General features: G+C 66.5%; 26 protein-coding genes and 1 pseudogene. 8 read left to right on the forward strand and 19 right to left on the reverse strand.

All coding sequences use genetic code 11. The features are described from left to right. Genes BUB39_RS25470 through ccmB form a run of 3 tightly spaced genes read left to right on the forward strand, consistent with a single transcriptional unit; the run spans position 1 to position 1,561 of the window. Positions 1–303 (forward strand): hypothetical protein, encoded by a 303-nt coding sequence (locus BUB39_RS25470; RefSeq protein WP_175561824.1) that lies wholly within the window; start codon positions 1–3, stop codon positions 301–303. Next, entirely contained in the window at positions 303–896 is a 594-nt protein-coding gene (gene ccmA, locus BUB39_RS10275; RefSeq protein WP_073054131.1) for a heme ABC exporter ATP-binding protein CcmA, read from the forward strand. The genes BUB39_RS25470 and ccmA overlap by 1 nt, the downstream gene beginning before the upstream one ends. After that, entirely contained in the window at positions 893–1,561 is a 669-nt protein-coding gene (ccmB, locus tag BUB39_RS10280; protein ID WP_073053057.1) for a heme exporter protein CcmB, read from the forward strand. Before ccmA ends, ccmB begins: the two co-directional genes overlap by 4 nt. Here the strand turns inward: ccmB and putA are convergent. Further along, positions 1,558–5,409 (reverse strand): trifunctional transcriptional regulator/proline dehydrogenase/L-glutamate gamma-semialdehyde dehydrogenase, encoded by a 3,852-nt coding sequence (gene putA, locus BUB39_RS10285; protein WP_073053058.1) that lies wholly within the window; start codon positions 5,407–5,409, stop codon positions 1,558–1,560. The two genes, ccmB and putA, sit on opposite strands and share 4 nt — an antisense overlap. 319 nt (positions 5,410–5,728) lie before the next feature. On the opposite strand from putA, the gene BUB39_RS10290 reads away from it, so the two are divergent. The 5 genes from BUB39_RS10290 to BUB39_RS10310 all read left to right on the forward strand — a co-directional run bounded on the left by BUB39_RS10290 (position 5,729) and on the right by BUB39_RS10310 (position 10,670). Further along, positions 5,729–6,289: a F0F1 ATP synthase subunit delta gene (locus BUB39_RS10290; protein WP_073053059.1), complete on the forward strand. Its 561-nt coding sequence runs from the start codon at positions 5,729–5,731 to the stop codon at positions 6,287–6,289. Next, positions 6,289–7,818, forward strand: a complete 1,530-nt coding sequence (gene atpA / locus BUB39_RS10295) for a F0F1 ATP synthase subunit alpha (protein WP_073053060.1) — start codon at positions 6,289–6,291, stop codon at positions 7,816–7,818. The genes BUB39_RS10290 and atpA overlap by 1 nt, the downstream gene beginning before the upstream one ends. Positions 7,819–7,881: 63 nt before the next feature. Then, positions 7,882–8,763 (forward strand): F0F1 ATP synthase subunit gamma, encoded by an 882-nt coding sequence (locus BUB39_RS10300; protein ID WP_073053061.1) that lies wholly within the window; start codon positions 7,882–7,884, stop codon positions 8,761–8,763. Between the two features lie 26 nt (positions 8,764–8,789). Beyond that, positions 8,790–10,238, forward strand: a complete 1,449-nt coding sequence (gene atpD, locus BUB39_RS10305) for a F0F1 ATP synthase subunit beta (protein WP_073053062.1) — start codon at positions 8,790–8,792, stop codon at positions 10,236–10,238. A 27-nt stretch (positions 10,239–10,265) separates the two neighbouring features. After that, positions 10,266–10,670, forward strand: coding sequence for a F0F1 ATP synthase subunit epsilon (locus tag BUB39_RS10310; protein ID WP_073053063.1), 405 nt, complete (start codon positions 10,266–10,268; stop codon positions 10,668–10,670). Positions 10,671–10,746: 76 nt separating this feature from the next. Here the strand turns inward: BUB39_RS10310 and BUB39_RS10315 are convergent, their stop codons facing one another. The 18 genes and pseudogenes from BUB39_RS10315 to ffh all read right to left on the reverse strand — a co-directional run bounded on the left by BUB39_RS10315 (position 10,747) and on the right by ffh (position 25,355). Then, positions 10,747–11,265: an RNA pyrophosphohydrolase gene (locus BUB39_RS10315; protein ID WP_073053064.1), complete on the reverse strand. Its 519-nt coding sequence runs from the start codon at positions 11,263–11,265 to the stop codon at positions 10,747–10,749. Between the two features lie 67 nt (positions 11,266–11,332). After that, a complete protein-coding gene (locus tag BUB39_RS10320; protein WP_073053065.1) occupies positions 11,333–11,608 on the reverse strand; it encodes a hypothetical protein in 276 nt (91 codons plus the stop codon). A gap of 61 nt (positions 11,609–11,669) precedes the next feature. Continuing rightward, a complete protein-coding gene (locus tag BUB39_RS10325) occupies positions 11,670–13,004 on the reverse strand; it encodes a S41 family peptidase (protein ID WP_073053066.1) in 1,335 nt (444 codons plus the stop codon). Then, positions 13,001–14,356, reverse strand: a complete 1,356-nt coding sequence (locus tag BUB39_RS10330; protein WP_244540220.1) for a murein hydrolase activator EnvC family protein — start codon at positions 14,354–14,356, stop codon at positions 13,001–13,003. The genes BUB39_RS10325 and BUB39_RS10330 overlap by 4 nt, the downstream gene beginning before the upstream one ends. 123 nt (positions 14,357–14,479) lie before the next feature. Continuing rightward, positions 14,480–14,959 (reverse strand): 23S rRNA (pseudouridine(1915)-N(3))-methyltransferase RlmH, encoded by a 480-nt coding sequence (gene rlmH / locus BUB39_RS10335; protein WP_073053067.1) that lies wholly within the window; start codon positions 14,957–14,959, stop codon positions 14,480–14,482. 15 nt (positions 14,960–14,974) lie between these two features. After that, positions 14,975–15,376 (reverse strand): ribosome silencing factor, encoded by a 402-nt coding sequence (gene rsfS / locus BUB39_RS10340; protein ID WP_073054136.1) that lies wholly within the window; start codon positions 15,374–15,376, stop codon positions 14,975–14,977. A gap of 153 nt (positions 15,377–15,529) precedes the next feature. Continuing rightward, positions 15,530–16,177, reverse strand: a complete 648-nt coding sequence (locus BUB39_RS10345; protein WP_073053068.1) for a nicotinate-nucleotide adenylyltransferase — start codon at positions 16,175–16,177, stop codon at positions 15,530–15,532. Further along, complete coding sequence (locus BUB39_RS10350; protein WP_073053069.1) at positions 16,174–17,469, reverse strand: glutamate-5-semialdehyde dehydrogenase; 1,296 nt, start codon at positions 17,467–17,469, stop codon at positions 16,174–16,176. Before BUB39_RS10350 ends, BUB39_RS10345 begins: the two co-directional genes overlap by 4 nt. A gap of 11 nt (positions 17,470–17,480) precedes the next feature. Beyond that, entirely contained in the window at positions 17,481–18,656 is a 1,176-nt protein-coding gene (gene proB / locus BUB39_RS10355) for a glutamate 5-kinase (protein WP_073053070.1), read from the reverse strand. Then, positions 18,653–19,696, reverse strand: coding sequence for a GTPase ObgE (gene obgE / locus BUB39_RS10360; RefSeq protein WP_073053071.1), 1,044 nt, complete (start codon positions 19,694–19,696; stop codon positions 18,653–18,655). Before obgE ends, proB begins: the two co-directional genes overlap by 4 nt. Then, a complete protein-coding gene (locus tag BUB39_RS10365; protein WP_175561825.1) occupies positions 19,693–20,247 on the reverse strand; it encodes a GNAT family N-acetyltransferase in 555 nt (184 codons plus the stop codon). Before BUB39_RS10365 ends, obgE begins: the two co-directional genes overlap by 4 nt. Then, positions 20,222–20,947, reverse strand: coding sequence for a GNAT family N-acetyltransferase (locus BUB39_RS10370; RefSeq protein WP_073053073.1), 726 nt, complete (start codon positions 20,945–20,947; stop codon positions 20,222–20,224). The genes BUB39_RS10365 and BUB39_RS10370 overlap by 26 nt, the downstream gene beginning before the upstream one ends. Positions 20,948–21,064: 117 nt before the next feature. Beyond that, positions 21,065–21,337: a 50S ribosomal protein L27 gene (rpmA, locus tag BUB39_RS10375; protein WP_073053074.1), complete on the reverse strand. Its 273-nt coding sequence runs from the start codon at positions 21,335–21,337 to the stop codon at positions 21,065–21,067. A 120-nt stretch (positions 21,338–21,457) separates the two neighbouring features. Continuing rightward, positions 21,458–21,760: pseudogene (gene rplU / locus BUB39_RS10380) on the reverse strand (50S ribosomal protein L21); the annotation flags it as partial. A gap of 181 nt (positions 21,761–21,941) precedes the next feature. Next, entirely contained in the window at positions 21,942–22,646 is a 705-nt protein-coding gene (gene trmD, locus BUB39_RS10385; protein ID WP_073053076.1) for a tRNA (guanosine(37)-N1)-methyltransferase TrmD, read from the reverse strand. Then, on the reverse strand, positions 22,643–23,197 hold the full coding sequence (gene rimM / locus BUB39_RS10390; protein WP_073053077.1) for a ribosome maturation factor RimM: 555 nt from the start codon (positions 23,195–23,197) through the stop codon (positions 22,643–22,645). Before rimM ends, trmD begins: the two co-directional genes overlap by 4 nt. A gap of 195 nt (positions 23,198–23,392) precedes the next feature. Next, positions 23,393–23,755, reverse strand: coding sequence for a 30S ribosomal protein S16 (gene rpsP / locus BUB39_RS10395; protein WP_073053078.1), 363 nt, complete (start codon positions 23,753–23,755; stop codon positions 23,393–23,395). 61 nt (positions 23,756–23,816) lie between these two features. Further along, positions 23,817–25,355 (reverse strand): signal recognition particle protein, encoded by a 1,539-nt coding sequence (gene ffh, locus BUB39_RS10400; RefSeq protein ID WP_073053079.1) that lies wholly within the window; start codon positions 25,353–25,355, stop codon positions 23,817–23,819. Positions 25,356–25,413 lie beyond the last annotated feature (58 nt).

Consider the following 25,413-nt stretch of genomic DNA (forward strand, 5'->3'; position numbering starts at 1 on the left):
ATGGATCTGGCCCTCGGTTCGATCGAAAGAAACCTGACCGAAGCCGATGCACGAACCATGCCCGCCTCGATCCGGCGAAACCGGCAGGGCGACCGCACGAACTGCCGCGAAGCAGCAGATGCGGCGCGCTCTCAAGCGCCGGTCCGGACTATCTGTCCTCGCCGCGGCGCGGCCCCGCGCCGGGTTGCAGGGCTTATAGTGAATTTCGTAAGGAGAAGCCACAACGAGGAAAGTCGCCGCGGCTGGAACGGTTCGAATTCGCCGCTCCTCTTCGGCTCGCCGCCAGCGCGGGAGGTCAAGTGATCCGTCTCGACGTCAGGGAGCTTGCCGTCGAGCGCGGCGGCAGAGCCGTCCTCGCCGGGATCGGCTTCCAGCTCGCCGCCGGCGAGGCGCTGGCCCTTACCGGCGCAAATGGCGCCGGAAAATCGACGCTTCTGCGCGCTGTCGCCGGCCTGGTGCCGTTGACCGGCGGGCGGATCGACTGGCAGGGGAGCAGCGAGCCGATCGGCGAGTCGCTGCATTATTTCGGCCATCTCGACGCGCTGAAGCCAACCCTCGCGGTGGCCGACAACCTCGTTCTGTGGTCAAAAGTCGCAGGAGCCCCGGGCCTGCCGGTGATCGAAGCGCTGGAACGGGTCGGGCTCGACCATCTCGACGACATGCCGGCTGCCTATCTTTCGGCCGGGCAGCGTCGCCGGGTCGCTTTCGCCCGTCTCCTCGTAGTGCGACGGCCGCTCTGGCTGCTCGACGAGCCGACCGCCGCACTCGATGCCAGCGCTGAGGCGACATTCGGCGACCTCCTCGCCGATCACGTTGCGTCGGGCGGCCTCGCTCTCGTCGCGACGCACCGCCCCTTGCCGATCCCGGCCGCGACGCTGAGGCTCGGCGCATCATGACGGGATTCTTCCTCGCCCTTGTCAGCCGGACCGCACGCCTTTCGCTGGGCGCCGGCGGGGGTGCGTTCACCGGCCTCGTCTTCTTCCTGTCGGTGGTGGCGGTCGTTCCCTTCGGCGTCGGGCCGGACATGCCGCTTCTCGCGCGCATCGGCCCAGCGATGCTGTGGATTGCCGCGCTGCTCGCGACGCTGCTCGGTCTCGACCGCCTGTTCCAGGACGACCGCGACGACGGATCGCTCGATCAGATGATCCTCTCCGGCCTACCGCTCGAACTCATCGTCCTCGCCAAGGCGATCGGCCATTGGCTCGCCACCGGCCTGCCGCTCGTCGTCGGCGCGCCGCTGTTCGGCCTGATGCTCGGGGCCGACAGCCGGTCGATCCTCTTCGTCACGCTGACGCTGCTGATCGGCACGCCGGCGCTGACCTTCATCGGCGCGATCGGCGCGGCGCTGATAACGGCCATGCGCCGCGGCGGTCTGATCGTGGCCGTTCTGGTGCTCCCCTTCACGATTCCCGTGCTGATCTTCGGCGTCAGCGCGGTTGCCGCAGCGAGCGGCGGCATCGACCCGGCGACGCCATTGATGGTGCTCGCCGGGCTCGCGCTCGCATCTCTGGTCGCCGGTCCGATCGCCGCGGCGGCGGCGCTCCGGGCCGCGCTGGACTAGCCGATCGACATCAGGCTGGCATTGCCGCCGGCCGCCGCCGTGTTGATGCTCAGCGAGACTTCCTCGACGAGACCGTCGAGATAGAACGTCTCGCGCCCGGCTGCGAGGCCGTCGCTGGAGACGGCGTGAACCGCAACGAGCGGGCCCTCGCGGGCCGCGATCCGCTCTGCGAGAAGCGCGAGACGATCGGCATCCCCTTCGTGGAGCACCGCGCCGAGCGGCATGTCCTCGGCATCCTCGACGACATCGATACGCCGCGCGATTTCCGGTGGCAGACTGCCAAGCAGACCGGCGCTGGCCTCGCCGGGCGACAGCAATGCGCGATTGCCAGTCGCCAGAACCGCGCCGAGCGCCGTCATTAGTCCGCCCGACGTCTGCGCGCTGATCAGCACGCGCCCGCGCGGGCGCGTGAAATAGCTGTCGCGCTGGCCGACCGGCCCCGCGAGGATTTGCTCGGCACCGACATTGCTGCGCGCGATGAAGCCGCGCACGCGCGCCGCGGCGTCTGAATCGCCCCGACGGGCCAGCCAATCGGCGAAGGCCGACGCGACGGGGTCCGGCGTACCGGATGGGAGCGCCGCCCCAGCGGCATCGTCATGAGGCTGTACGAGCCGGCCGAGATAGAGCGGGCCACCCGCCTTTGGCCCGGTGCCGGAAAGGCCGTTGCCGCCGAACGGCTGCACGCCGACCACCGCGCCGACCACATTGCGGTTCACATAGAGATTGCCGGCATGGATCCGCGCGGTGACGGCCGCGATGGTCTCGTCGATGCGCGTGTGCAGACCGAAGGTGAGGCCATAACCGGTGCCGTTGATCGCGTCGACCAGCAGGTCGAGACCATCGCGCCTGTAGCGCAGCACATGCAGTACCGGACCGAATACCTCGCCGGGCACGTCTTCGATCGCCTCGATCTCGATGAGCGCCGGCGCGACGAAGCTGCCATGCGCACCGGCATCGCCCTGCGCAAGCCGGTGGACCTTGAAACCGCGCGCCGCCATTGCAGCAATATGCGCCTCCAGCCGTTCCGCCGCCTCCTGCGAGATGACCGGGCCAATATCGGTCGAGAGCAGCGCCGGATCGCCGATCGACAGTTCGGCCATTGCGCCCTTCAGCATGGCGATCATCCGGTCGGCAACGTCCTCCTGAACGCAAAGCACGCGCAGCGCCGAGCAGCGCTGGCCCGCGCTGTCAAAGGCGGAAAGGATCGCGTCGCCCGCGACCTGCTCGGCGAGCGCAGATGAATCGACGATCATCGCGTTCTGGCCGCCGGTCTCGGCGATGAGCGGAAGCGTGTGGCCCTCGGGCGTCAGACGGCTGGCGAGGCTGCGATTGATCGCCCGCGCGACATCCGTCGATCCGGTGAAAACCACCGCGCGGACCCGCCGATCGGCGACCAGCGCCGCACCGACATCGCCAGCGCCGGGAAGAAGTTGTACAGCCGCCGTCGGCACGCCGCTCGCCCGGAGGATGCGGACCGCCTCGGCGGCGATGAGCGGCGTTTCCTCGGCCGGCTTCGCCAGCACGGGATTGCCCGCCGCAAGCGCCGCCGCCACTTGGCCAGTGAAGATCGCGAGCGGAAAGTTCCACGGGCTGATGGCGACCACCGGACCGAGCGGCCGATGCGTATCGGCGGCAAAACGTGCCCGCGCCTCGCCGGCATAATAGCGCAGGAAGTCGACAGCCTCGCGCACCTCGGCGACGGCGTTCGGGATGGTGCGACCCGCCTCGCGGACGATGAGCCCGACCAACTCCGGCAGACGCGTTTCGAGCGCATCGGCGGCGCGCTCCAATGCCGCGGCGCGCTCGCTGGCTGGCGTCGCGCTCCAGATCGGCGCGATCGCCTCGGCCGCAGCGAATGCCGCGTCGATGGCGTCTGGCGAGGCTACAATCATGCCGCCAACGCGGTCACGCCGGTCGGCCGGATTGAGAATGTCGACCTCATCGCCGGCAAGCGCGTCAGCACCAACCAAAGGTGATGCACACCACGGCGTCGCTGCGCTGCCGATCAGGGCGACGGCGAGCGCCGCAAGCCTCTGCTCGTTGGCAAGATCGATCCCGGCCGAGTTCTGCCGCGCCGCGCCATAGAGTCCGCGTGGCAGGGCGATCTTCGGATGCGGCGCGCCGACAGGCTCGACCGCCAGCGCTTCCGTGACGGGATCGGCGATCAGCGCCTCGACCGGCACCTCGGTATCGGAGATGCGGTTCACGAAAGAAGTATTGGCGCCGTTTTCGAGCAGCCGCCGCACCAGATAGGCAAGCAGCGTGTCATGCGTGCCGACGGGCGCATAGATCCGGCAGGGCCGGCCAAGCTTGTCCTCGCCGACAACCTCTTCGTAGAGCGGCTCGCCCATGCCGTGCAGGCACTGGAATTCGTATTGGCCCGGATAGTAGTTGGCGCCGGCCATCTCCATCACCGCGGCGAGCGTCTGGGCATTGTGCGTGGCGAATTGCGGGAAGATCGCATCGGGCGCGGAAAGCAGGCGCCGGGCGCAGGCGAGATAGGAGACGTCGGTGTGCAGCTTGCGCGTGAAGACCGGGAAGTCCTCAAGGCCGGCTTCCTGCGCGCGCTTGATCTCGCTGTCCCAGTAGGCGCCCTTGACGAGACGCACCATGATGCGGCGCCGGCTGCGCCTTGCGAGATCGATCAGCCAGTCGATGACGAACGGGCAGCGCTTGCCATAGGCCTGGATGACGAAGCCGATGCCGTTCCAGCCGGCGAGGTCCGGATCGAAGGCGAGCGCCTCAAGGAGATCGAGGGAGATCTCCAGCCGGTCGGCCTCCTCCGCATCGATGTTGAGGCCGATGTCGTAGCGCTTCGCCAGCACAGCGAGGTCCTTCAGCCGTGGCAGCAATTCCGTCATCACACGGTCGCGCTGGGCACGGGCATAGCGCGGATGCAGCGCCGAGAGCTTCACCGAGATGCCCGGCCCCTCATAGATGCCGCGCCCCCCGGCCGCCTTGCCGATCGCGTGGATCGCCTGCTCATAGTCGGCGAGATAGCGCGCCGCATCGGCGGCTGTCATCGCCGCCTCGCCGAGCATGTCATAGGAATAGCGGAAGCCCTTCGCCTCCATGCGGCGACTGTTGGCGAGCGCCTCGCCGATCGTCTGTCCGGTCACGAACTGCTCGCCCATCAGCCGCATGGCGATCTCGACGCCCTTGCGGATCAGCGGCTCGCCGCCCTTGCCGATCAGCCGCGTCAAAGCGGCGGAAAGCCCCCGCTCGCTGTTGGTGGTGTTGAGCTTGCCGGTGACGACGAGGCCCCAGGTCGCCGCGTTGACGAACAGCGAGGGGCTGTGTCCGACATGCGCGCGCCAATCGCCGGCCGAGATCTTGTCGCGGATGAGCGCCTCGCGGGTGGGACGATCGGGAATGCGCAGCAGCGCCTCTGCAAGGCACATCAGCGCCACGCCTTCCTGGGTCGACAGCGCATACTCCCGCACGAGGCCATCAACGCGGCCGGCCGGCTCCTTGAGGCGCAGCCGCTCGACGAGCCCACGCGCCGTCTGCGCCGCCCGGGCATTCGCCGCTGGGTCAAGCCGGGCCTGGGGAATCAGCAGCGGCAGGCATTCCGTCTCCGGCATGCGTGTCGCCGCCGTGATCCGCGCCCTGAGCGCGCTTTGCGGGGGGAGATCGCGTGCGAACGCGACGAATGGGCCTTGCAGAGGCTGTGCGAGAGGCTCCGCCTCTTCCTCCGCGTCGAAGCGCTCGCCGCGCTCGGCCTTCTCGATCGCGGCAATGACGCCGGTCCGAGCCAGCCAATGCGGCGAACGCCCCACCAGGCCTGCGGCGGCCTTGAGCCGTGCCCGCAACGCCTCATCCACCTTGATCGCTATCGTTCCCGACATCGTCCAGATCCCCAGCCGCGATGAAAAGGTAATACCATTCCTCAAATGAGGTGTCACCTTCTACGCGAACAGCGTCCTCAGTGGTAACACCTCCATCCTGCACCCCTCGCCGCCCATTTCCGTCGTCCGCGCAAGCATTCTCGACCCCTAGGCGAGTTGCGACGGGCGGGATGCTGTGCTAACGAACGCGCGGCTTACGGGCGGGCCATTCTCGACGGCTTCTAGCCGCTTCGACAAAATCCAATCCGTTCAGTGTGTTGCACGGCAGCGACCGGAGCGGGACCGAAGCCCGGTCGTGGCGGCTTAAAGCGAGGATCAGGTGGCGGAAGAGAAAAGCATCGTCTCAGGGGTGTCCGGGCGCTACGCCACGGCCCTTTTCGAGCTCGCGCTCGACAGCGGCGCAGTCGACGCCGTCGAGGCCGACCTTTCCCGCTTCACCGACCTGCTCGCCGAAAGCGACGACCTGACCCGCCTCGTGCGGAGCCCGGTCTTCGCCGCCGAAGATCAGTTGCGCGCCGTTTCGGCCGTGCTCGCCAAGGCGGGCATCGGCGGGCTCGTCGCGAATTTCATCAAGGTCGCCGCCGGCAATCGCCGGCTGTTCGTCCTGCCCGGCATGATCGCCGATTTCCGCCGTCTCGCAGCTGCTCATCGCGGCGAGGTGACGGCTGAGGTGACCAGTGCCGAGCCGCTCAGCGATGCCGCCACGGCTGCGCTGAAGGAGGCCCTGAAGGCCAAGATCGGCAAGGACGTCACGCTCGTGACGCAGGTCGATCCGGCCCTCATCGGCGGCCTCGTCGTCAAGGTCGGCAGCCGTATGGTCGACACGTCGCTGCGTTCCAAGCTCAATTCACTCAAGATCGCCATGAAAGAGGTCGGCTGATGGACATCCGCGCCGCAGAAATCTCCGCAATCCTCAAGGAGCAGATCAAGAACTTCGGCTCCGAGGCTCAGGTTTCCGAAGTCGGACAGGTTCTGTCGGTCGGCGACGGTATTGCCCGCATCTATGGTCTCGACAATGTCCAGGCCGGCGAGATGGTCGAGTTCCCGGGCGGCACCCGTGGCATGGCGCTGAATCTCGAGACCGACAATGTCGGCGTCGTGATCTTCGGCTCCGACCGTGACATCTCGGAAGGCGACACCGTCAAGCGCACGGGCGCCATCGTGGACGTTCCGGTCGGCAAGGCCCTGCTCGGCCGCGTCGTTGATGCCCTCGGCAACCCGATCGACGGCAAGGGCCCGATCGAGACCACCGAGCGTCGCCGCGTCGACGTCAAGGCACCCGGCATCATCCCGCGCAAGTCGGTGCATGAGCCGATGCAGACCGGCCTCAAGGCGATCGACGCCATGATCCCGGTCGGCCGTGGCCAGCGCGAGCTGATCATCGGCGATCGCCAGACCGGCAAGACCGCCGTCGCGCTCGACACGATCCTCAACCAGAAGTCGGTCAACGACACGGGCGATGAATCGAAGAAGCTCTATTGCGTCTATGTCGCAATCGGCCAGAAGCGCTCGACCGTCGCACAGTTCGTGAAGGTGCTCGAGGAGCGCGGCGCGCTCGAATATTCGATCGTCATCGCTGCTACCGCTTCCGACCCTGCCCCGATGCAGTATCTCGCACCCTTCGCCGGTTGCGCGATGGGCGAGTATTTCCGCGACAACGCCATGCACGCCCTGATCGTCTATGACGATCTCTCCAAGCAGGCCGTCGCCTACCGCCAGATGTCGCTGCTGCTGCGCCGTCCGCCGGGCCGCGAAGCCTATCCGGGCGACGTGTTCTATCTCCATTCCCGCCTGCTCGAGCGCGCAGCCAAGCTGAACGATGACAATGGCAACGGTTCGCTGACCGCCCTGCCGATCATCGAGACGCAGGCCAACGACGTGTCGGCCTACATCCCGACCAACGTGATCTCGATCACCGACGGCCAGATCTTCCTCGAGACGGACCTTTTCTATCAGGGCATCCGTCCCGCCGTGAACGTCGGCCTTTCGGTGTCGCGCGTCGGCTCTGCCGCCCAGATCAAGGCGATGAAGCAGGTTGCCGGCCCGATCAAGGGCGAGCTGTCGCAGTATCGCGAGATGGCTGCCTTCGCGCAGTTCGGCTCCGATCTCGACGCCACGACCCAGCGCCTGCTCAACCGTGGCGCCCGCCTCACCGAACTCCTGAAGCAGCCGCAGTTCTCGCCGCTGAAGGTCGAGGAGCAGGTTGCGGTGATCTATGCCGGCGTGAACGGCTATCTCGACAAGATCCAAGTCGCCCAGGTCGGCCCGTTCGAGCAGGGTCTGCTCGCCGTGCTGCGCACCGAGCACAAGGACCTTCTCGACCTGATCCGCGACAAGCGCGAGCTGAATGACGAGATCCGTTCGAAGCTGAAGGCCGCTCTCGACGCCTTCGCCAAGAACTTCGCCTGAACCTAGGGAAGGGCCGGTCCGCCTCGCGCGGTCCGGCCTTCATTCCGCTCGACAGGGACGCTCATGCCGAGCCTCAAGGAACTCCGAAACCGTATCGCCTCGGTCAAGGCGACGCAGAAGATCACCAAGGCGATGCAGATGGTCGCCGCGGCGAAGCTTCGTCGCGCCCAGGCTGCCGCTGAAGCCGCCCGCCCCTATGCCGAGCGCATGGGTGCGGTGCTGGCCAATGTCGCGGCCGGCGTCGCCGGACAGTCTGATGCGCCGCGCCTTCTGGCCGGCACCGGCGCCAACCAGACGCATCTCCTGATCGTCTGCACGGCCGAACGCGGCCTTTGCGGCGCGTTCAACTCGTCGATCGCCCGTCTTGCGCGCGAGCATACGCTCGCGCTGCAGCGACAGGGCAAGACGGTCAAGATTCTGTGCGTCGGCAAGAAGGGCTACGACGCCCTGCGCCGGCTGTTCCAAAACGAGATCATCGAACTCATCGAGCTGCGGAGCGTCAAGCAGATCGGCTTCGCCAATGCGGACGCCATCGCCCGCAAGGTGCTGTCGCTCTATGCCGACGGACAGTTCGACGTGGCGACGATCTTCTATTCGAAGTTCCGTTCGGTCATCCAGCAGATCCCGACGGCGCAGCAGTTGATCCCGGCACAGGTGCCGACCAACGACAACGCCGCCCCGACCACGGCGGCGATCTACGAATATGAGCCGGACGAGGCGACGATCCTGGAGGATCTCCTGCCGCGCAACATCTCGGTCCAGATCCTCGGCGCACTCCTTGAGAACGTCGCTTCGGAGATGGGTGCCAAGATGTCGGCAATGGACAACGCGACGCGCAATGCCGGCGAGATGATCAAGAAATACACGCTGCGCTACAATCGCACGCGCCAGGCGATGATCACCAAGGAACTGATCGAGATCATTTCGGGCGCCGAGGCGCTCTGACCGGACTTTTGGAAGGCGAGAACACCATGGCGAATACCACCAATCAGAAGGCCGACTCGGGCCGCATCACCCAGGTGATCGGCGCCGTCGTCGACGTTCAGTTCGAAGGCCATCTGCCGGCCATCCTGAACGCGCTCGAGACCAGCAACAATGGCAACCGTCTCGTGCTCGAAGTGGCCCAGCATCTCGGCGAATCGACCGTGCGCTGCATCGCCATGGACGTGTCCGAAGGCCTCGTGCGCGGCCAGCCTGTGCGCGACACCGGCGTGCCGATCCAGGTTCCGGTCGGCGTCGGCACCCTCGGCCGCATCATGAACGTCATCGGCGAGCCGATCGACGAAGCCGGCCCTGTCGAGGCCGAAGGCCTGCGCCCGATCCATGCGCCCGCACCGTCCTATTCGGAGCAGTCGACCGAAGCTGAAATCCTCCTGACCGGCATCAAGGTCGTTGACCTGCTGGCGCCTTACGCCAAGGGCGGCAAGATCGGCCTGTTCGGCGGCGCCGGCGTCGGCAAGACCGTGCTGATCCAAGAGCTGATCAACAACGTCGCCAAGGTGCATGGCGGCTACTCGGTGTTCGCCGGCGTTGGCGAGCGCACCCGCGAGGGCAATGACCTCTATCACGAGTTCATCGACTCGAAGGTAAATGCCGATCCGCACAACCCCGATCCGGCGGTGAAGTCCAAGTGCGCCCTGGTGTTCGGCCAGATGAACGAGCCGCCGGGCGCCCGCGCCCGCGTCGCGCTGACCGGCCTCACTGTCGCTGAACACTTCCGCGACCAGGGCCAGGACGTGCTGTTCTTCGTCGACAACATCTTCCGCTTCACCCAGGCGGGTTCGGAAGTGTCGGCGCTGCTCGGCCGTATCCCCTCCGCGGTGGGCTATCAGCCGACGCTGGCCACCGACATGGGCCAGCTGCAGGAGCGCATCACGACGACCCACAAGGGCTCGATCACCTCGGTTCAGGCCATCTACGTGCCGGCCGACGACTTGACCGACCCGGCACCGGCCACCTCCTTCGCCCATCTGGACGCGACCACCAACCTGTCGCGCGCCATTTCCGAGAAGGGTATCTACCCGGCGGTGGACCCGCTCGACTCGACCTCGCGCATGCTGACCCCGGCCATCGTCGGTGAAGAGCATTACGCGGTCGCCCGTCGCGTGCAGCAGATCCTGCAGCGCTACAAGGCCCTGCAGGACATCATCGCGATCCTGGGCATGGACGAGCTTTCCGAAGAGGACAAGCTCATCGTGTCGCGCGCCCGCAAGATCGAGCGCTTCCTGTCGCAGCCCTTCGACGTCGCCGAGGCCTTCACCGGCCAGCCGGGCGTCCAGGTGCCGATCGCCGACACGATCAAGGGCTTCAAGGGCCTTTGCAACGGCGACTACGACCACCTCCCCGAGCCTGCCTTCTACATGGTCGGCACAATCGAGGACGCCATCGCCAAGGCGAAGAAGCTCGCGGCCGCGGCCTGAGCGTCTGACGAGAAGAGGTAAGTTCCCATGGCCGATCCGTTCCCGTTCGAACTCGTCTCGCCCGAGCGCCTGCTCCTCTCGGAGCCGGCTCTCTCGGTCGTCGTGCCGGGATCGGAGGGCGAGTTCGAGGTTCTGAAGAACCACGCGCCCTTCATGGCGACCATCAAGCCCGGCGTTGTCGTCGTGACGCTGGCGTCCGGCCAGGCCCAGCGCTTCTTCGTGCGCGGTGGCTTTGCCGATGTGAATGCGAATGGCCTGACGATCCTCGCCGAGCAGGCGATCCCGGTCGAAAGCCTCAATGCCGAGGACATTGCGAGCCAGATTCGCGATGCCGAGGAAGATGTGACCGACGCGCGCGACGACGCCTCCAAGACGGCTGCCGCGACGCGGCTGGCTCAGTTGAAGGATGTCCAGGCGGTGCTCGGTCACTGACCGCGCTCAACGCTCCATGCAAAAAGGCGCCGGATCACCGGCGCCTTTTTTTGTTACCGCGAAGTCTGACCTCTGCTCACGCGGCCAGATGGCTGAACGCCGCCACGACCTGGTCATAGACCTTGCGCTTGAATGGAACGATCAGGCCGGGCAACGCCTCGAGCCTTTCCCAGCGCCAGGAAATGAATTCCGCCTCGTATTTGCCGCCTCCCGGCGCCAGCACGTCGATCTCGCTCTCCTCGCCCTCAAAGCGGAACGCGAACCACTTCTGCCGCTGGCCGCGATATTTGCCCTTGAGCGCGATGCCGACGAGATCGGCCGGAAGGTCGTAGTCGAACCATCCTTCCGCCTCGGCCAGCAGGGAAACCGACTTGATGTTCGTCTCCTCATAGAGCTCGCGATAGGCGGCCGGCAGCGGCGCCTCGCCCTCGTCGATGCCGCCCTGCGGCAGCTGCCAGACAGGATCCCCGGCCACGAGCTCGGCATTCGGCGAGCGTTCGCCAATGAAGACGTGTCCTGCTTTGTTGAACACGACGGCGCCTACGCACGGCCGATAGGGCAGTGTCGCGGGATCGACCGGCTTCTTTTTCGGCATAGGACGTCTCCGGATGCGAGAGGGTGCGGCAGCGGCCATGACCGGCGCCGAGACTATGAAAGGCGGATCAGGGGTCGCGGATGATGATCTGGCCGTTCGGGTCATCCGGCTCGGCCGGCGGCTCGGGCTGAGGCGGCGCGGCGGCGACCGGTGGCGGCAGCGGCGGCACATCGACGGTGACATGCGGCTGGCCGCCGTAAGGATCACCCTTCAACACCGCCCATGCCGCAAACGCTGCGACGATGAGGAGCGTCGGACCAGCGAGAAACGGCCAGATCGGCAACGGGCGGCGCCGCGCGGCCGGGCGGTCGAGACCGAGGGGGGCGCTATAGTCGTCGGGCACGTCCGCTCGCTGTCGTCGGGCGTTGAAAGGAAAACGGCGCCCTCGGGGCGCCGTCATGGACCTAGTTCGGCACGGCCGCCTTGGGGTTCGGCGGGAAGGCGCTGTTGGCCTGCTTGCCATCCAGAAGGCCGATCGCCTGCTGGAGCTGCTTGTCGTCCTTGGCATCCGGCGGCACATAGGCCTGCGAGCCCGTGCCCTCGTCGCCGCCCGCCTCGTTGGCGAGATGGCCCTTGAGCGATGCCTCGCCCTTGGTGTCGGTGACCTGGTCCTTCAGTTCCGGCGGCAGGTCCTGCACGACCTGGATGTCCGGGTCGATGCCCTTGGCCTGGATCGAGCGGCCCGCCGGCGTGTAGTAACGCGCTGTGGTGAGGCGGATCGCGCCGTTGGAGCCGAGCGGAATGATCGTCTGCACCGAACCCTTGCCGAAGGAACGCGTGCCGAGAATGGTGGCGCGCTTCTGGTCCTGCAATGCGCCGGCGACGATCTCCGAGGCCGAGGCCGAGCCGCCATTGATCAGCACGATCACCGGCTTGCCATCAGTCAGGTCGCCGTCGCGGGCGTCATAACGGGCGTTCTGGTCGGAATGCCGGCCGCGCGTCGCGACGATCTCGCCCTGGTTCAGGAAGGCATCCCCAACCGCAACCGCCTGATCGAGCAGGCCGCCCGGATTGTTGCGAAGATCGAGGATATAGCCCTTGAGCTTGTCCTTGCCGATGTCCTTGTTGAGCTTGTCGACGGCACTCTTGAGCCCGTCGAAGGTCTGCTCGTTGAACGAGGAGATGCGGATATAGCCGATGTCACCCTCGGCCCGCGACTTGACCGACTGGATGCGGATCACGTCACGCACGACCTTGACGTCGAATGGCTTGGCCGTGCCCTTGCGAGCAATCTGCAGCGTGATCGGCGTATTGACCGCGCCGCGCATCTTCTCGACCGCCTGGTTCAAGTTCATGTTCTGAACCGAATCGCCGTCAATGGCGATGATCAGGTCGCCAGCCTGGATGCCGGCCTTGGCCGCTGGCGTATCGTCGATCGGCGACACGACCTTGACGACGCCGTCCTCCATCGTGACCTCGATCCCGAGCCCGCCGAACTCGCCGCGGGTCTGGACCTGCATGTCCTTGAAGTCTTTTGGATTCATATAGCTCGAATGCGGGTCGAGCGAGGTCAGCATGCCGTTGACGGCCGCCTCGATCAACGCGCTGTCATCCGGCTTCTCGACATAGTCGGCGCGGATGCGCTCGAACACGTCACCGAACAGATTAAGCTGCCGATAGGTGTCCGAGACAGCGGCGTGGGCCGCGCTCGGCACAAGACCGGGCACCTGAGCTACCGTGATAGCCGCCGTGGCGCCGATGATCGTACCGGCCAGGAGAAGCGAAGCATTCCGAATCATCCGCCAACCTTTTCGTCGCTGGATCGCGCCCACCATGGGGCCGGGTCGATCGAGGTACCGTCTTTTCTGAATTCGACATAGAGCAGGGGCTGCTGCGCGCCAATACTTTCAGCGCTCACGCTCGCAAGCTGGCGGGTTCCCATTACGCCGACCGGCTCGCCCGCAAGAACGAATTGCCCGAGTTCGACGTTGATGCGCTCCATGCCTGCCAAGAGCACATGATACCCGCCCCCGGCATTGATGATCAAGAGTTGCCCATAGGAGCGGAAGGGACCTGCATAGACCACCCAGCCATCGCTGGGCGAAGAAACGCCGGCGCCGGCGCGTGTGGCGATCGAGACGCCAGCCGTCGTACCGCCAAGCCCGTCGGCATCGCCGAAGCTCTTTACCTCGACGCCGTTCACCGGGCGCGGCAGCAGGCCCTTGGTGTCGGCAAAGGCGACGGCGGGCTCGATGCGATTGGCGGCGCCGAGATTGTCCGGCTGGCGCGTCGCCTCTCCGGACTCGATCGCCGCCTGATTCCTGGCCTCGGCCGCCTTGGCGGTCGCAGCGGCATCGGCCGAGGCGGTCACCTGCTTTTCAAGCGAATCGATGAGATCCTGCAAGCTGCTTGCCTGCGCGGCGAGTTGTTCGGAACGCGTCTGTTCGGTGGCGAGCGCCACCTCGGAGGCCGTGCGCGCCTTCTTCTTTTCCGCGACCAGCAGCTGGATGCGCGTCTGCTCTTCAGCGAGGGCCGTCGCGTCAGCGCGCACCCTGTCGCGCTCGCGCGCCTTTTCGTCCTTGAGCGCCAGGAGATGCTGAAGATCCGCGGTGAGCCCGTCGGCCTCGGTGCGCAACTCCGGGACGACGGCGCCGAGCAGCATCGCACTACGCACGGCGGCGAGCGCATCCTCGGGTCGGACGACGATCGCCGGCGGCGGTTTGCGGCCCATGCGCTGTAGAGCGGCCAGCACATTCGCCAGCACCCCACGTCGGGTGGAGAGCGACGCACGGACGGTCTTTTCCTCGTCGAGGAGGCTGCTCATTCGCGTTTCTGCTTCGCCGAGCTGGCGCTCGAGCTGCTTCGCCCGTTCGCCCGTTTCGACCATGCTTTGCGTCAGCGACGCGCTGTCCTTGTCGAGCTTGTCGATTTCCGCCTTCAGCTCGTCCTGCCGCGCCCGCGTCACCTCGATGTCATGGGTGATGGCGTCAAGCTCGGCGCGTCGTTGCGCCCGTGCCGCCTCGGCAGGATCGGCCGGCGCTTCCGAAGCGGACGGCTGAGTCCCCGGAGCCTGCGCCTCGGATCGCCCCGGCCAAAGCGAAACACTCGCTGCGGCGAAGGCGACGAGAGCAAGGCTGAGCGAAAGCGGCAATGGTCGGATCAAGGAACGGCCCGGATGGCGGCATTGGCTCGTCCGGACGAAGCGAGGCGGTCTTCGCCGCCGGAAGTGCACGAACGCCATGCTGAGCGCAAATTGCGGCCGAAGCTGGACGCGTTACACGCGATGATAGGGATGACCTGAGAGGATCGTCGTTGCGCGATAGATCTGCTCGGCGAGCAGGAGCCGCACGATCTGGTGTGGCCATGTCATCGCCCCGAAGGCAAGCCGCTGGTCCGCCCGCCGCCGCAATGCCTCGCCATGGCCGTCGGCACCGCCGATCGCGAAGACGATGTCCCTGACGCCGCTGTCGCGCAGACTGCCGATCCGCTGTGCAAAGCCGTCGCTGGAGACCGTATCGCCGCGCTCGTCGAGGGCGACCAGCCGCGCGCCTTCCGGCAGCGCACCGATCAGCGCGGTGGCCTCCTGCGCCATCCGCTCGTCAGCGCGCCCCGCCCGACTCTCTGGAAACTCCCGGACGGCGAAGGTCAGCCCCAGTCCACGCCCGGTCTGGCCGGCGCGCTCGAGATAGCGCTCAACAAGCAAGCGCTCGGGACCGGCCTTCAGCCGGCCCACAGCGACAATGGTGATCTGCATCGCAGCTCCGGAGAACTACTCCTCCGGCGCTTCGGCGACGGGACGGATCCCGCTCCCCTTCGGCGCGTCGGGCGACCACATCTTCTCGAGATTGTAGAAGCTACGCACCTCGGGCCTGAAGACGTGAACGATGACATCGCCCGCATCGATCAGCACCCAGTCGCAATGCGGCATGCCCTCGACGCTGCCGACCCGACCGCCGGCTTCCGTGATATCACGATCGAGATGGTCCGCGATCGCGCCGACATGACGCTGCGAACGCCCTGTGGCGATGACCATGTAGTCCGCCAGAGCCGATTTGCCCGCAATGTCGATCGAGACGATTTCCTCGGCCTTCGAATCATCGAGGCTTTCGAGGATGGTTCTGAGAACGTCGTCCGCCGCAATCTGCCGGCGAACCGCCGTCTTATGAGGCAGGCGATCATTCGCAGCCTCGGTTTGGATTGCCGTCGTCAGTGGTTGATCCTTTCGCCAAAAGGCGCGCTTGATCCGGAAATGGATCTGATCATTCTCTCTCCCTGCGGCACGATGTCCGCATGATGAGAAGATAGGCACGAGCGGGTGAAGCTTTCAAGACCGCGCCGATTCCTTAATCGATCCTGCCCGCAACGCCGTCGAAGACATCGCGACACGCGGCCCATGCAGGAAAACCCAGGCCGGCGTCGCATGTCCCGGCAGGAGGGCGGCATCCGACTCGTCGAGCCTGAACCGGGCCAGTGCTTGCGCGGCGGGCGAGGCCATCGCGCGGAACGTGCTCGCCGGCCGGTCATAGACGGCGATCGGCATCGTCTGGGCGATCTGCCGCCAGTGGCGCCAGCGGTGAAACTGGCAAAGATTGTCGGCGCCCATAAGCCACACAAGCTTCACGCCGGCAAGCCGCCGCGCGAGAATCGCCAGCGTATCGGCCGTATAGCGGGTCTTCATCGACGCTTCGACGGCCGTGACCACGATCCGCGGGTCATTGGCCATGGCCTCGGCTGCCGCCAGCCGGCGGGCCAGCGCGCCTGGCGCATGATCCTTGAGCGGATTGCCGGGCGTCACCAGCCACCAGACCGCGTCAAGGCGCAGCCGACGGATCGCCATGAGGCTGAGGGTCAGGTGCCCCGCATGCGGCGGATCGAACGACCCGCCGAAAAGGCCGATACGCTGCCCGGGCAGCGCGAGCGGCAAACGGAGCGCCGATCCGGGCGCCGGATCGGCGGCATCGTCGGTCGTCACGGCCGCGTCTGTCCGCTGCCATGGACGCGATAGTTGAACGAGGTCAGCTGTTGGGTGCCGACCGGCCCCCGGGCATGCATCCGCCCCGTGGCGATGCCGATCTCGCCCCCGAAGCCGAATTCGCCGCCATCGGCGAACTGCGTCGAAGCATTGTGCATCACGATCGCCGAATCGACTTCCGCCAGGAACTTTGCTGCCGCCGCTTCATCCGCCGTCAGGATCGCGTCGGTATGATGCGAGCCATAGTGTTCGATATGGTCGATCGCGGCGTCGATATCGTCAACGATACGAACTGAAATGACGGAATCGAGATACTCCGTCGACCAGTCGGCCTCGGTTGCGGGGCTCGCTTCGCTGACGAGCGCCCGCGTCTCGGCGTCGCCGCGAATGCTGCATCCAGCCTCGATCAGCGCGCGCACGATCGGCACCAGATGCGTCGCGGCGGCGGCGCGATCGAAGAGTAGCGTCTCGGCCGCGCCGCAGACACCGGTGCGCCGCATTTTCGCGTTGACGATCAGCGGAATCGCCATCGCAAGATCGGCCTCGGCATGGATATAGATATGCACGATGCCTTCGAGATGGGCGAAGACAGGCACCCGCGCTTCGCTCTGCACGCGCGCGACGAGACTCTTGCCGCCGCGCGGGACGATGACGTCGATGGCACCGCCAAGACCGCCAAGCATCGCGCCGACGGCGGCGCGATCGGCCGTTGGCACCATCTGGATGGCATCGGCCGGCAGGCCCGCGGCTTCGAGGCCACGCACCAAGGCTGCATGGATCGCATGCGAGGAGCGGAAGGAATCCGAGCCACCGCGCAGGATGACCGCATTTCCTGCCTTGAGACAGAGCGCGCCGGCATCGGCGGTGACATTCGGCCGGCTCTCATAGATGACGCCGATGACGCCGAGCGGCGTGCTGACGCGCTCCATCTTCAATCCGTTCGGCCGCTCCCAGGCGTCGAGGACGATGCCGACGGGATCGGGCAGTCCTGCGACTTCCTCGACCCCCGCGGCCATAGCCTCGATCCGCTGCGGATTGAGCGTCAGCCGATCGATGAAGGATGCGAGCGCACCCTCCTTCGAGACCGCGGCGACATCGAGCGCATTGGCGGCGAGAATCGCCGGCGCATCCGCACGGAGAGCGGCGGCCATAGCATTGAGGGCCGCATTCTTGACCCCGGCCGGCGCCAGCGCGAGGCGCCGCGCCGCGGCGCGCGCCCGGCGGCCGATCGCGTCCATCGTCGCAGCGACGTCATCGATGGAGTCGGTCCTTTCGAGGGCCGTAAGGCTCATGTCATCCGCTCCTATTCGCCCCGGAGGGCCATGTCGTCGCGATGGATCATCGCGGCGCGGCCGGCATAGCCGAGGATATTTTCAATCTCGCCCGAATTGCGCCCGGCGATCCGCTCTGCATCGCCCGCATCATAGGCGACCAAGCCGCGACCGACCTCCTCGCCCGCCTCGCCCTGGATCAGGATCGCATCACCGCGCTGGAAACGGCCTTCGACACGGCGGACCCCTGCCGGCAGCAAGCTCTTGCCGGCGCGAAGCGCACGGACGGCGCCGGCATCGATGACCACGAGGCCGCGCGTCTCCAGATGTCCCGAGATCCACTTCTTGCGCGCGGTGACCGGGTTCGCCTCGGCCAGGAACCAGGTTGCCGGCGCGCCTTCCGAGATCCGGCGCAGCGGGTTGCTCGGCTTGCCAAGCGCGATCACCATGTTGCAGCCGGCGCTGGTCGCGATCTTGCCGGCCTCGACCTTGGTACGCATGCCGCCGCGGGAATATTCGGACGCGGCCCCGCCGGCCATCGCCTCGATCTCGGGCGTGATCCGTTCGACGACCGGAATGAACCGTGCGGCGGGATCGGTATGCGGCGGCGCCGTATAAAGGCCATCGATATCCGACAGCAGAACCAGGAGGTCCGCCCCCATCATAGAGGCCACGCGCGCCGCGAGGCGATCATTGTCGCCATAGCGGATCTCGCTCGTAGCGACGGTGTCGTTCTCGTTGATCACCGGCACCGCGCCCATGCGCAGCAGCGTGGTGATCGTCGAGCGGGCATTCAGATAGCGGCGGCGTTCCTCGGTATCGCCGAGCGTCAGCAGGATCTGGCCGGCGGTGATCTGGTGCGCACCGAGCATCTCGGAATAGGCGCGGGCAAGCGCGATCTGGCCGACCGCCGCCGCCGCCTGGCTCTCCTCGAGCTTCAGCACACCGCGCGGCAGGCCAAGTACCCCTCGCCCAAGCGCGATCGCACCCGAGGACACCACCAGCACGTCGCGTCCGCCGGTCGCGAGGCGCGCGACGTCGTCGACGAAGGCAGCGAGCCAGTCGGCCCTGAGCGCGCCCTTCTCCCGGTCGACCAGCAAAGCCGAGCCGATCTTGATCACGATGCGGCGAAAGCTCTCCGGTTTCAGCGACGCGAGGTCGGAGCGGCCGGGGAGCAGGGCGCCGGACAGGGCCTGCCCCTCGCTCATGGCTGCCACGTCTCCGGACGAGGCGAAGGAATATCGTTCGGATCGGCGACGCGGCCCTCGTCGATCACCCTCCCGAGCGCTCGCAACGCTGCCTCGATGCCCTGACGCGTCGCCGCCGAAAGGATCAGCGGCTTCTGGCCACTGGCCTTCTGCAGCGCCTTTGTGCGCGCTTCGAGTTCTTCGGCGGGAATGGCATCCGCCTTGGACAGGGCGACGATCTCGCGCTTCTCGGGCAGCCCAGCGCCATAGGCATCGAGTTCGCCACGCACCACGCGATAGGCCTCGGCAGGATCCTCCTGCGTCCCGTCCACGAGATGCAGAAGCACGCGGCAGCGCTCGACATGGCCGAGGAAGCGATCGCCGAGGCCGACACCCTCATGCGCGCCCTCGATAAGGCCCGGAATATCGGCGAGCACGAATTCGCGCCCGTCGCTGCGCACCACGCCGAGGCCGGGATGCAGGGTCGTGAACGGATAGTCGGCGATCTTCGGACGCGCAGCCGTGACGGTGGCGAGGAAGGTCGACTTGCCGGCATTGGGCAGCCCGATCAGTCCGCCATCGGCGATCAGTTTCAGCCGCAGCCAGATCCAGCGCTCCAGCCCCTCGAGGCCGGGATTGGCGCGGCGCGGCGCCTGGTTGGTCGAGGTCTTGAAATGGGCGTTGCCAAAGCCGCCATTGCCACCCTTGGCCAGCAGGATTCGCTCGCCGACCCGGGTCAGGTCGGCGATCAGCGTCTCGTTGTCCTCATCAAAGATCTGCGTGCCGACCGGCACCTTCAACGTCACATCGTCGCCCTTGCCACCCGCCATGTTGCGGCCCATGCCGTGGACGCCTGTCTTGGCCTTGAAATGCTGCTGATAGCGATAGTCGATCAGCGTGTTGAGCCCGTCGACGCATTCGACCCAGACGTCGCCGCCCCGGCCGCCGTCGCCGCCGTCGGGGCCGCCGAACTCGATGTATTTCTCGCGCCGGAACGAGACCGAGCCGGCCCCGCCATCGCCCGAGCGGATGAAGACCTTGGCCTCGTCGAGAAATTTCATGGTTTAAACTCTTCATGACGCGCGCGCGTCAGTTGGGTGTCGATATGCGCAAGATCGCGGTCGAGCGCAAGATTATGCAGCCTTGAATGGCCCGAAACGACGAAGCCGAACCGTGTCTGGATCGCCAGGGAGCGCTGGTTGCCCTCGAAGACGCCGGAACGGATGGTCGCGACATCAGGGCTTTCGAAGGCCGCCGCGATCAGCGCGCCGACCGCCTCGGTCATATAGCCCTGCCCCCAATGACGACGGGAAAGCCAATAGCCGAGCACGGGCTCCGCCCCCCGGCCGCGCAACGACGCGATGCCGACGAGCCCGCCGGCATCGATGCCGACGACGCGATCCTCGCCCACCGCCCGCTCCGACCTCTCCCACGCGATGAAGCGCCGCGCTTCATCGAGCGTATAGGGATAGGGGACGCGGGAAAGCCACCGCGCCACCTCGAAATCGCCGAGGCCCTCGACGAGCGCCTCGGCATCGCTACCGAGGATCGGACGCAGCGTCAGCCGCTTCGTGCGCATCGTCCAGTCAGGCGGCATCAATTGCGTCACCATCGTCTCGCGCCTTGCGGCCCTCGCGTACGAGCCTAGCATGACCCTGCCCGGTCCCGACATCGGCCCGCTCGCCGGCGCCGCCCGCCTCCCGCGTTGCGGCCCGCTCGCTGCCCCAGGACTTGAGGCTCGCCCAGACCCGCTGCTCGAGCACGAAGCGCTCGACCGGAACCGTGCCGCGTGTCGCAAGCGACCGGACCAGCCCCGTATCGCGGAACTGGAAGCCGCACTTCTCCGCGACGCGACGCGCCGACCCGCTCGTCACCCGGATGGCGCACCACAGGCGTTCGGCCCCGCCCTCCTCGAAGGCGTGATCGACGACCGCATGGGCGATCTCGGTTCCGAAGCCCCGACCCCAGAAGGGTTCGGCGACCCAGAACGACAGTTCGAACCCGCCCGGCCAGGTGTCGCTCGGGCGATGAAAGCCGGCACCGACCAACTCACCCGAAGCGACGGAAAGGGCAACCAGCGTCGTGCCGGGCGCCTTGCTCGGGACGCGGGCGCGCTCGATCCAGCCTTCCGCGTCGGCGCGCTCATAGGGGTAGGGCACGTCGAACAGGCTCATCGCGACGCGCGGATTGCCCACGGCAATTGCCAGCGCCGCGGCGTCGCCAGGCTTCGGGGCCCGAAGGCGCAGCCGCCGCGTGAAATAGCCCCGTGCCTCGTCGTCGCTCGTCTCGTCTTCGCGTGTCGCCTCGGGCATCGCTGCCTCCCGTCGGGCCAATGAAAAAGGGGAGATGGTGTCCCATCTCCCCTCGTCACTGACCGTCACGGTCCACCGGGTCGATGCGACACCGGCGTTCCATGGGAAGGGCCGGTTTTATTCTGCAGCCTCCACCGCCGTCGGGGCGACGGACACGTAGATGCGGCCATTGGCTTTACGGCGGAACGCGACATTCCCATCCGTCACGGCGAAGATCGTGTGATCCTTGCCGAGGCCAACGCCAGTGCCTGGGTGCCACTGCGTGCCGCGCTGACGAATGATGATGTTGCCCGAAATGACGGACTCGCCACCGAACTTCTTCACGCCGAGACGGCGGCCGGCCGAGTCACGGCCGTTGCGCGAGGAACCGCCTGCCTTCTTGTGTGCCATGATCGAACTCCAATCTGACTGGTGCATCGCTTGCGCGATGCGCGGCTCACGGGTGCCCTAACGGGCCGGAGCCATGAAAATCCTGGGCTTGCCTTCGAAGCTCTCGCTTCAGGCCATCTTGATCCCGGTGATCTTGACGACCGTGAGGCTCTGCCGATGGCCGCGGCTGCGCTTCGAATTCTGGCGCCGACGCTTCTTGAACACAAGAATCTTGCGCGTGCGGATCTGGTCGACGATCTCGGCCGAAACGCTGGCGCCAGCGACGGTCGGCGCACCAATGGTGGTGCCGTCCTCGCCGCCGACGAGAAGCACCTCGTCGAAGGAAACCGTATCGCCGGCTTCGCCGGTCAGAAGCTCGACTTCGAGCTGGTCGTTGGCGGCAACGCGATACTGCTTGCCGCCGGTTTTGATGACTGCGAACATTGTTCTTTCCAGTTGTTCAGCCGCGCCTCGAAGGGCGAGCTTCTTCAGTCAGGTTCATTGGGTAATAACGGCGCCGTCTTTCGACACGCCGAGATCGGTCGCTGTTATACGGCGGGAGGCCTATCTGTCAACCCAGAAACGGCCGGAACCCCGCGGTTTTCTGCGGATGGCGACGAGATGCTCAGCGATCGAGCAGGTCTGGACGACGCTCGCGGGTGATCCGTTCAGCCTCAGTGCGGCGCCAGCGGGCGATCGCCGCGTGGTCTCCGGAAAGCAGCGTCGGCGGGATGCTCCGCCCCTCCCATTCGCGCGGCCGCGTGTAATGCGGGTATTCGAGCAGGCCACCCTCGAAGCTCTCTTCAGAGCCCGAATCAGCCGCGCCCATCACGCCCGGCAACAGGCGGACAACGGCATCGAGCAGCACCATCGCGCCGAGCTCGCCGCCTGAGAGCACATAATCGCCGATCGAGATCTCCTCGAGGCCTCGCGCCTTGATCACCCGTTCATCGACGCCCTCGAAACGGCCGCAGAGGATCAAGGCGCCCGGCCCTTCGACAAGATCGCGCACGCGCCGCTGGTCGAGCGGCCGGCCGCGCGGGCTCATCAGGATGCGAGGCCGCGTGTCCCCTGCCGGAGAGGCAGCATCGATCGCGCGCGCCACGACGTCGGCCCGCATGACCATGCCGGGGCCACCGCCAGCCGGCGTGTCGTCGACATTGCGATGCCTGCCCGTCGCATGGGCACGGATGTCGAGCGCCTCCAGCGACCAGAGACCTTCAGCGAGCGCCCGCCCCGACAGCGAAAGGCCCAGCGGTCCGGGAAACATCTCGGGATAAAGCGTCAGCACGCTCGCCGCGAAGGGCGAACGGGGCGCCGGCGCGCTCACGCCTCGTCCTCGGCGCCGGCCTCGCCATCATCGTCTTGCCGCGCCTCGATTTCGGGCGGCGGCTCGACGACGATCCGGCCGCCGGCAATATCGACGACCGGCACGACGGCGCGGGTAAAGGGCAGGTAGAAGCTCCGGCCTCCCGGCGCGGGCATGATCTCGATCAGGTCGCCGGCGCCGAAATTCTGCATCGCGACGACGCTGCCATAGGACGCGCCGTCGGCAAGCTCGGCGCGCAGCCCGACGAGATCGGCATAGTAGAAGTCGTCCTCCTCATCGATCGTCGGCAGGACCGACCGATCGACGGAAAAACGCCGGTTGCGCAGCGTCTCGGCGGCGGTGCGATCCCCGATGTCCTTGACGCGCGCGACGATACCCTCGCCCTGCGGACGCACCGAAATGAACTCGACGACGCGGCCGTCGTCGAGCGTCACCGGGCCGTAATCGGCGACGCCGAGCGGATCCTCGGTATAGGCTTGGAGCTTCACCTCGCCGCGAATGCCATGCGCGGCACCGAACTGGCCGAGAATGACGCGGTTGTCGTCAGCCATGCGGATATCCCTGGCATGCAAGGCAACCGGCGGCTCCGATCGCCACGCCTGCAACGCGGTCGGGCTAAAGCCCGATCCTTCGCTGCGCTGGCGCCTTCATAAGCAGGATTGCCGGGTCAAGCCCGGCAATCGCACGAAGACTACGATCAGGCCCGGAGCCACATTGCGAGGCACCGGAGACGATCGCAAAACCCACTACTCGGCGGTGGCGGCAGCAGCGGCCTCGGCCTTCTTGGCGCGCTCGGCGACGCGCTCCTGGGCCTTCTTTCCGGGCACGGCCTTCTCCGGATTGTTGCGCGCTTCGCGCTTCAGGAGGCCGGCTGCGTCGAGGAAACGCTCGACGCGATCGGTTGCCTGCGCGCCGACCGACAGCCAATGCTTGGCGCGCTCGATGTCGAGCACGACGCGCTTCTCATTGTCCTTGGAGAGCATCGGGTCGAACGAGCCGATACGCTCGATGAAGCGGCCGTCGCGCGGCGAACGGGCGTCGGCGATGACGATGCGGTAGAACGGACGCTTCTTGGCGCCAGCACGGGCGAGACGGATCTTGAGGGACATTGTCTTCCTTTCGGTATCGTTCTGAGTGTCTTCAATCGAATAGCGAGACGCCGCAGCGCCGTTATTTCTTCTTTCCGGGGAAGCCGGGGAAACCACCGCCAAGACCCGGCAGCCGGTTGCCGAGACCAGGCAATCCCGCAGGCATACCAGGGCTACCCGGAAGGCCCTTGGGCAGGACAGGCGCGCCGGAACCCATTTGCTTGGCGAGCTTCTCGAGTTCGGCTGGATTGATGTTGGGCATGCCGCCCATGCCGCCCCCGCCGAGCGCGCCCATCATCTTGCCGAGCATGCCCCCGCCCTTCTGCTTGCCCATGGCCTTCATCATGTCGGCCATCTGGCGATGCATCTTGAGCAGTCGGTTGATCTCTTCGACCTTGGTACCCGAGCCGGCGGCGATGCGCTTCTTGCGGCTGGCCTTGAGGATATCGGGATTGCGGCGCTCGGCCTTGGTCATCGACGAGATGATGGCGATCTGCCGCTTCATCATGCCATCGTCGAGATTGGCGCCTTCCATCTGCTTCTTGATCTTGCCGACGCCCGGCATCATGCCGAGCATGCCCGACATGCCGCCGATCTTCTCCATCTGCCGGAACTGGTCGGCCAGATCGTCGAGATCGAAGATGCCCTTGCGCATCTTCTCGGCCGCCTTGGCGGCCTGCTCCATGTCGATATTCTGCGCCGCCTTCTCGACGAGGGAGACGATGTCGCCCATGCCGAGAATGCGGTTGGCGACGCGGCCGGGATGGAAATCCTCCAGCGCGTCGGACTTTTCGCCCGTGCCGAGCAGCTTGATCGGCTTGCCGGTCACGGCGCGCATTGAAAGCGCGGCACCGCCGCGGCCATCGCCATCCGTACGGGTCAGCACGATGCCAGTGATGCCGACACGCTCATCAAAGGAACGCGCCAGATTGACGGCGTCCTGGCCGGTCAGGCTGTCCGCGACGAGCAGGATCTCGTGCGGCTTGGCGATGGCCTTGATGTCGGCCATCTCCATCATCAGCGGCTCGTCGATATGCGTGCGGCCGGCAGTGTCGAGGATGACGACGTCATAGCCGCCGAGCCGCGCGGCCTGCTGCGCGCGCGTCGCGATATCGGTCGGCGACTGGCCGGCGACGATCGGCAGCGTATCGATGGAATTCTGCTGGCCGAGGATGCGGAGCTGCTCTTGCGCGGCCGGACGGCGCACGTCGAGCGAGGCCATCAGCACCTTGAGCTTCTGCTGCTGCGTCAGGCGTCGCGCGATCTTGGCCGAAGTCGTTGTCTTGCCCGAGCCCTGCAGGCCGACCATCATGATCGCGACCGGGGCCGGGGCATTGAGGTCGATCGGCTCGGCTTCGGAGCCGAGCATCTCGACGAGCTGGTCATGGACGATCTTGACGACCATCTGGCCGGGCGTGACCGAGCGGATGACGTCGGCACCGACGGCGCGGGCGCGCACCTTGTCGGTGAACGAGCGCACGACATCAAGCGCGACGTCCGCCTCGATCAGCGCACGGCGCACCTCGCGCATGGCCTCGTTGACATCGGCCTCCGACAGCGCACCGCGGCGGGTGAGCTTGTCGAAAATGCCTGAGAGGCGCTCGGACAGGGTGTCGAACATCGGAACCTTTTCCTCAAAGGGATCGTGACCGATCCGCCGAATGGACAATGGCGATCGC

Origin of the sequence: Kaistia soli DSM 19436 (genome assembly GCF_900129325.1) — a bacterium.
GTDB lineage: Bacteria > Pseudomonadota > Alphaproteobacteria > Rhizobiales > Kaistiaceae > Kaistia > Kaistia soli.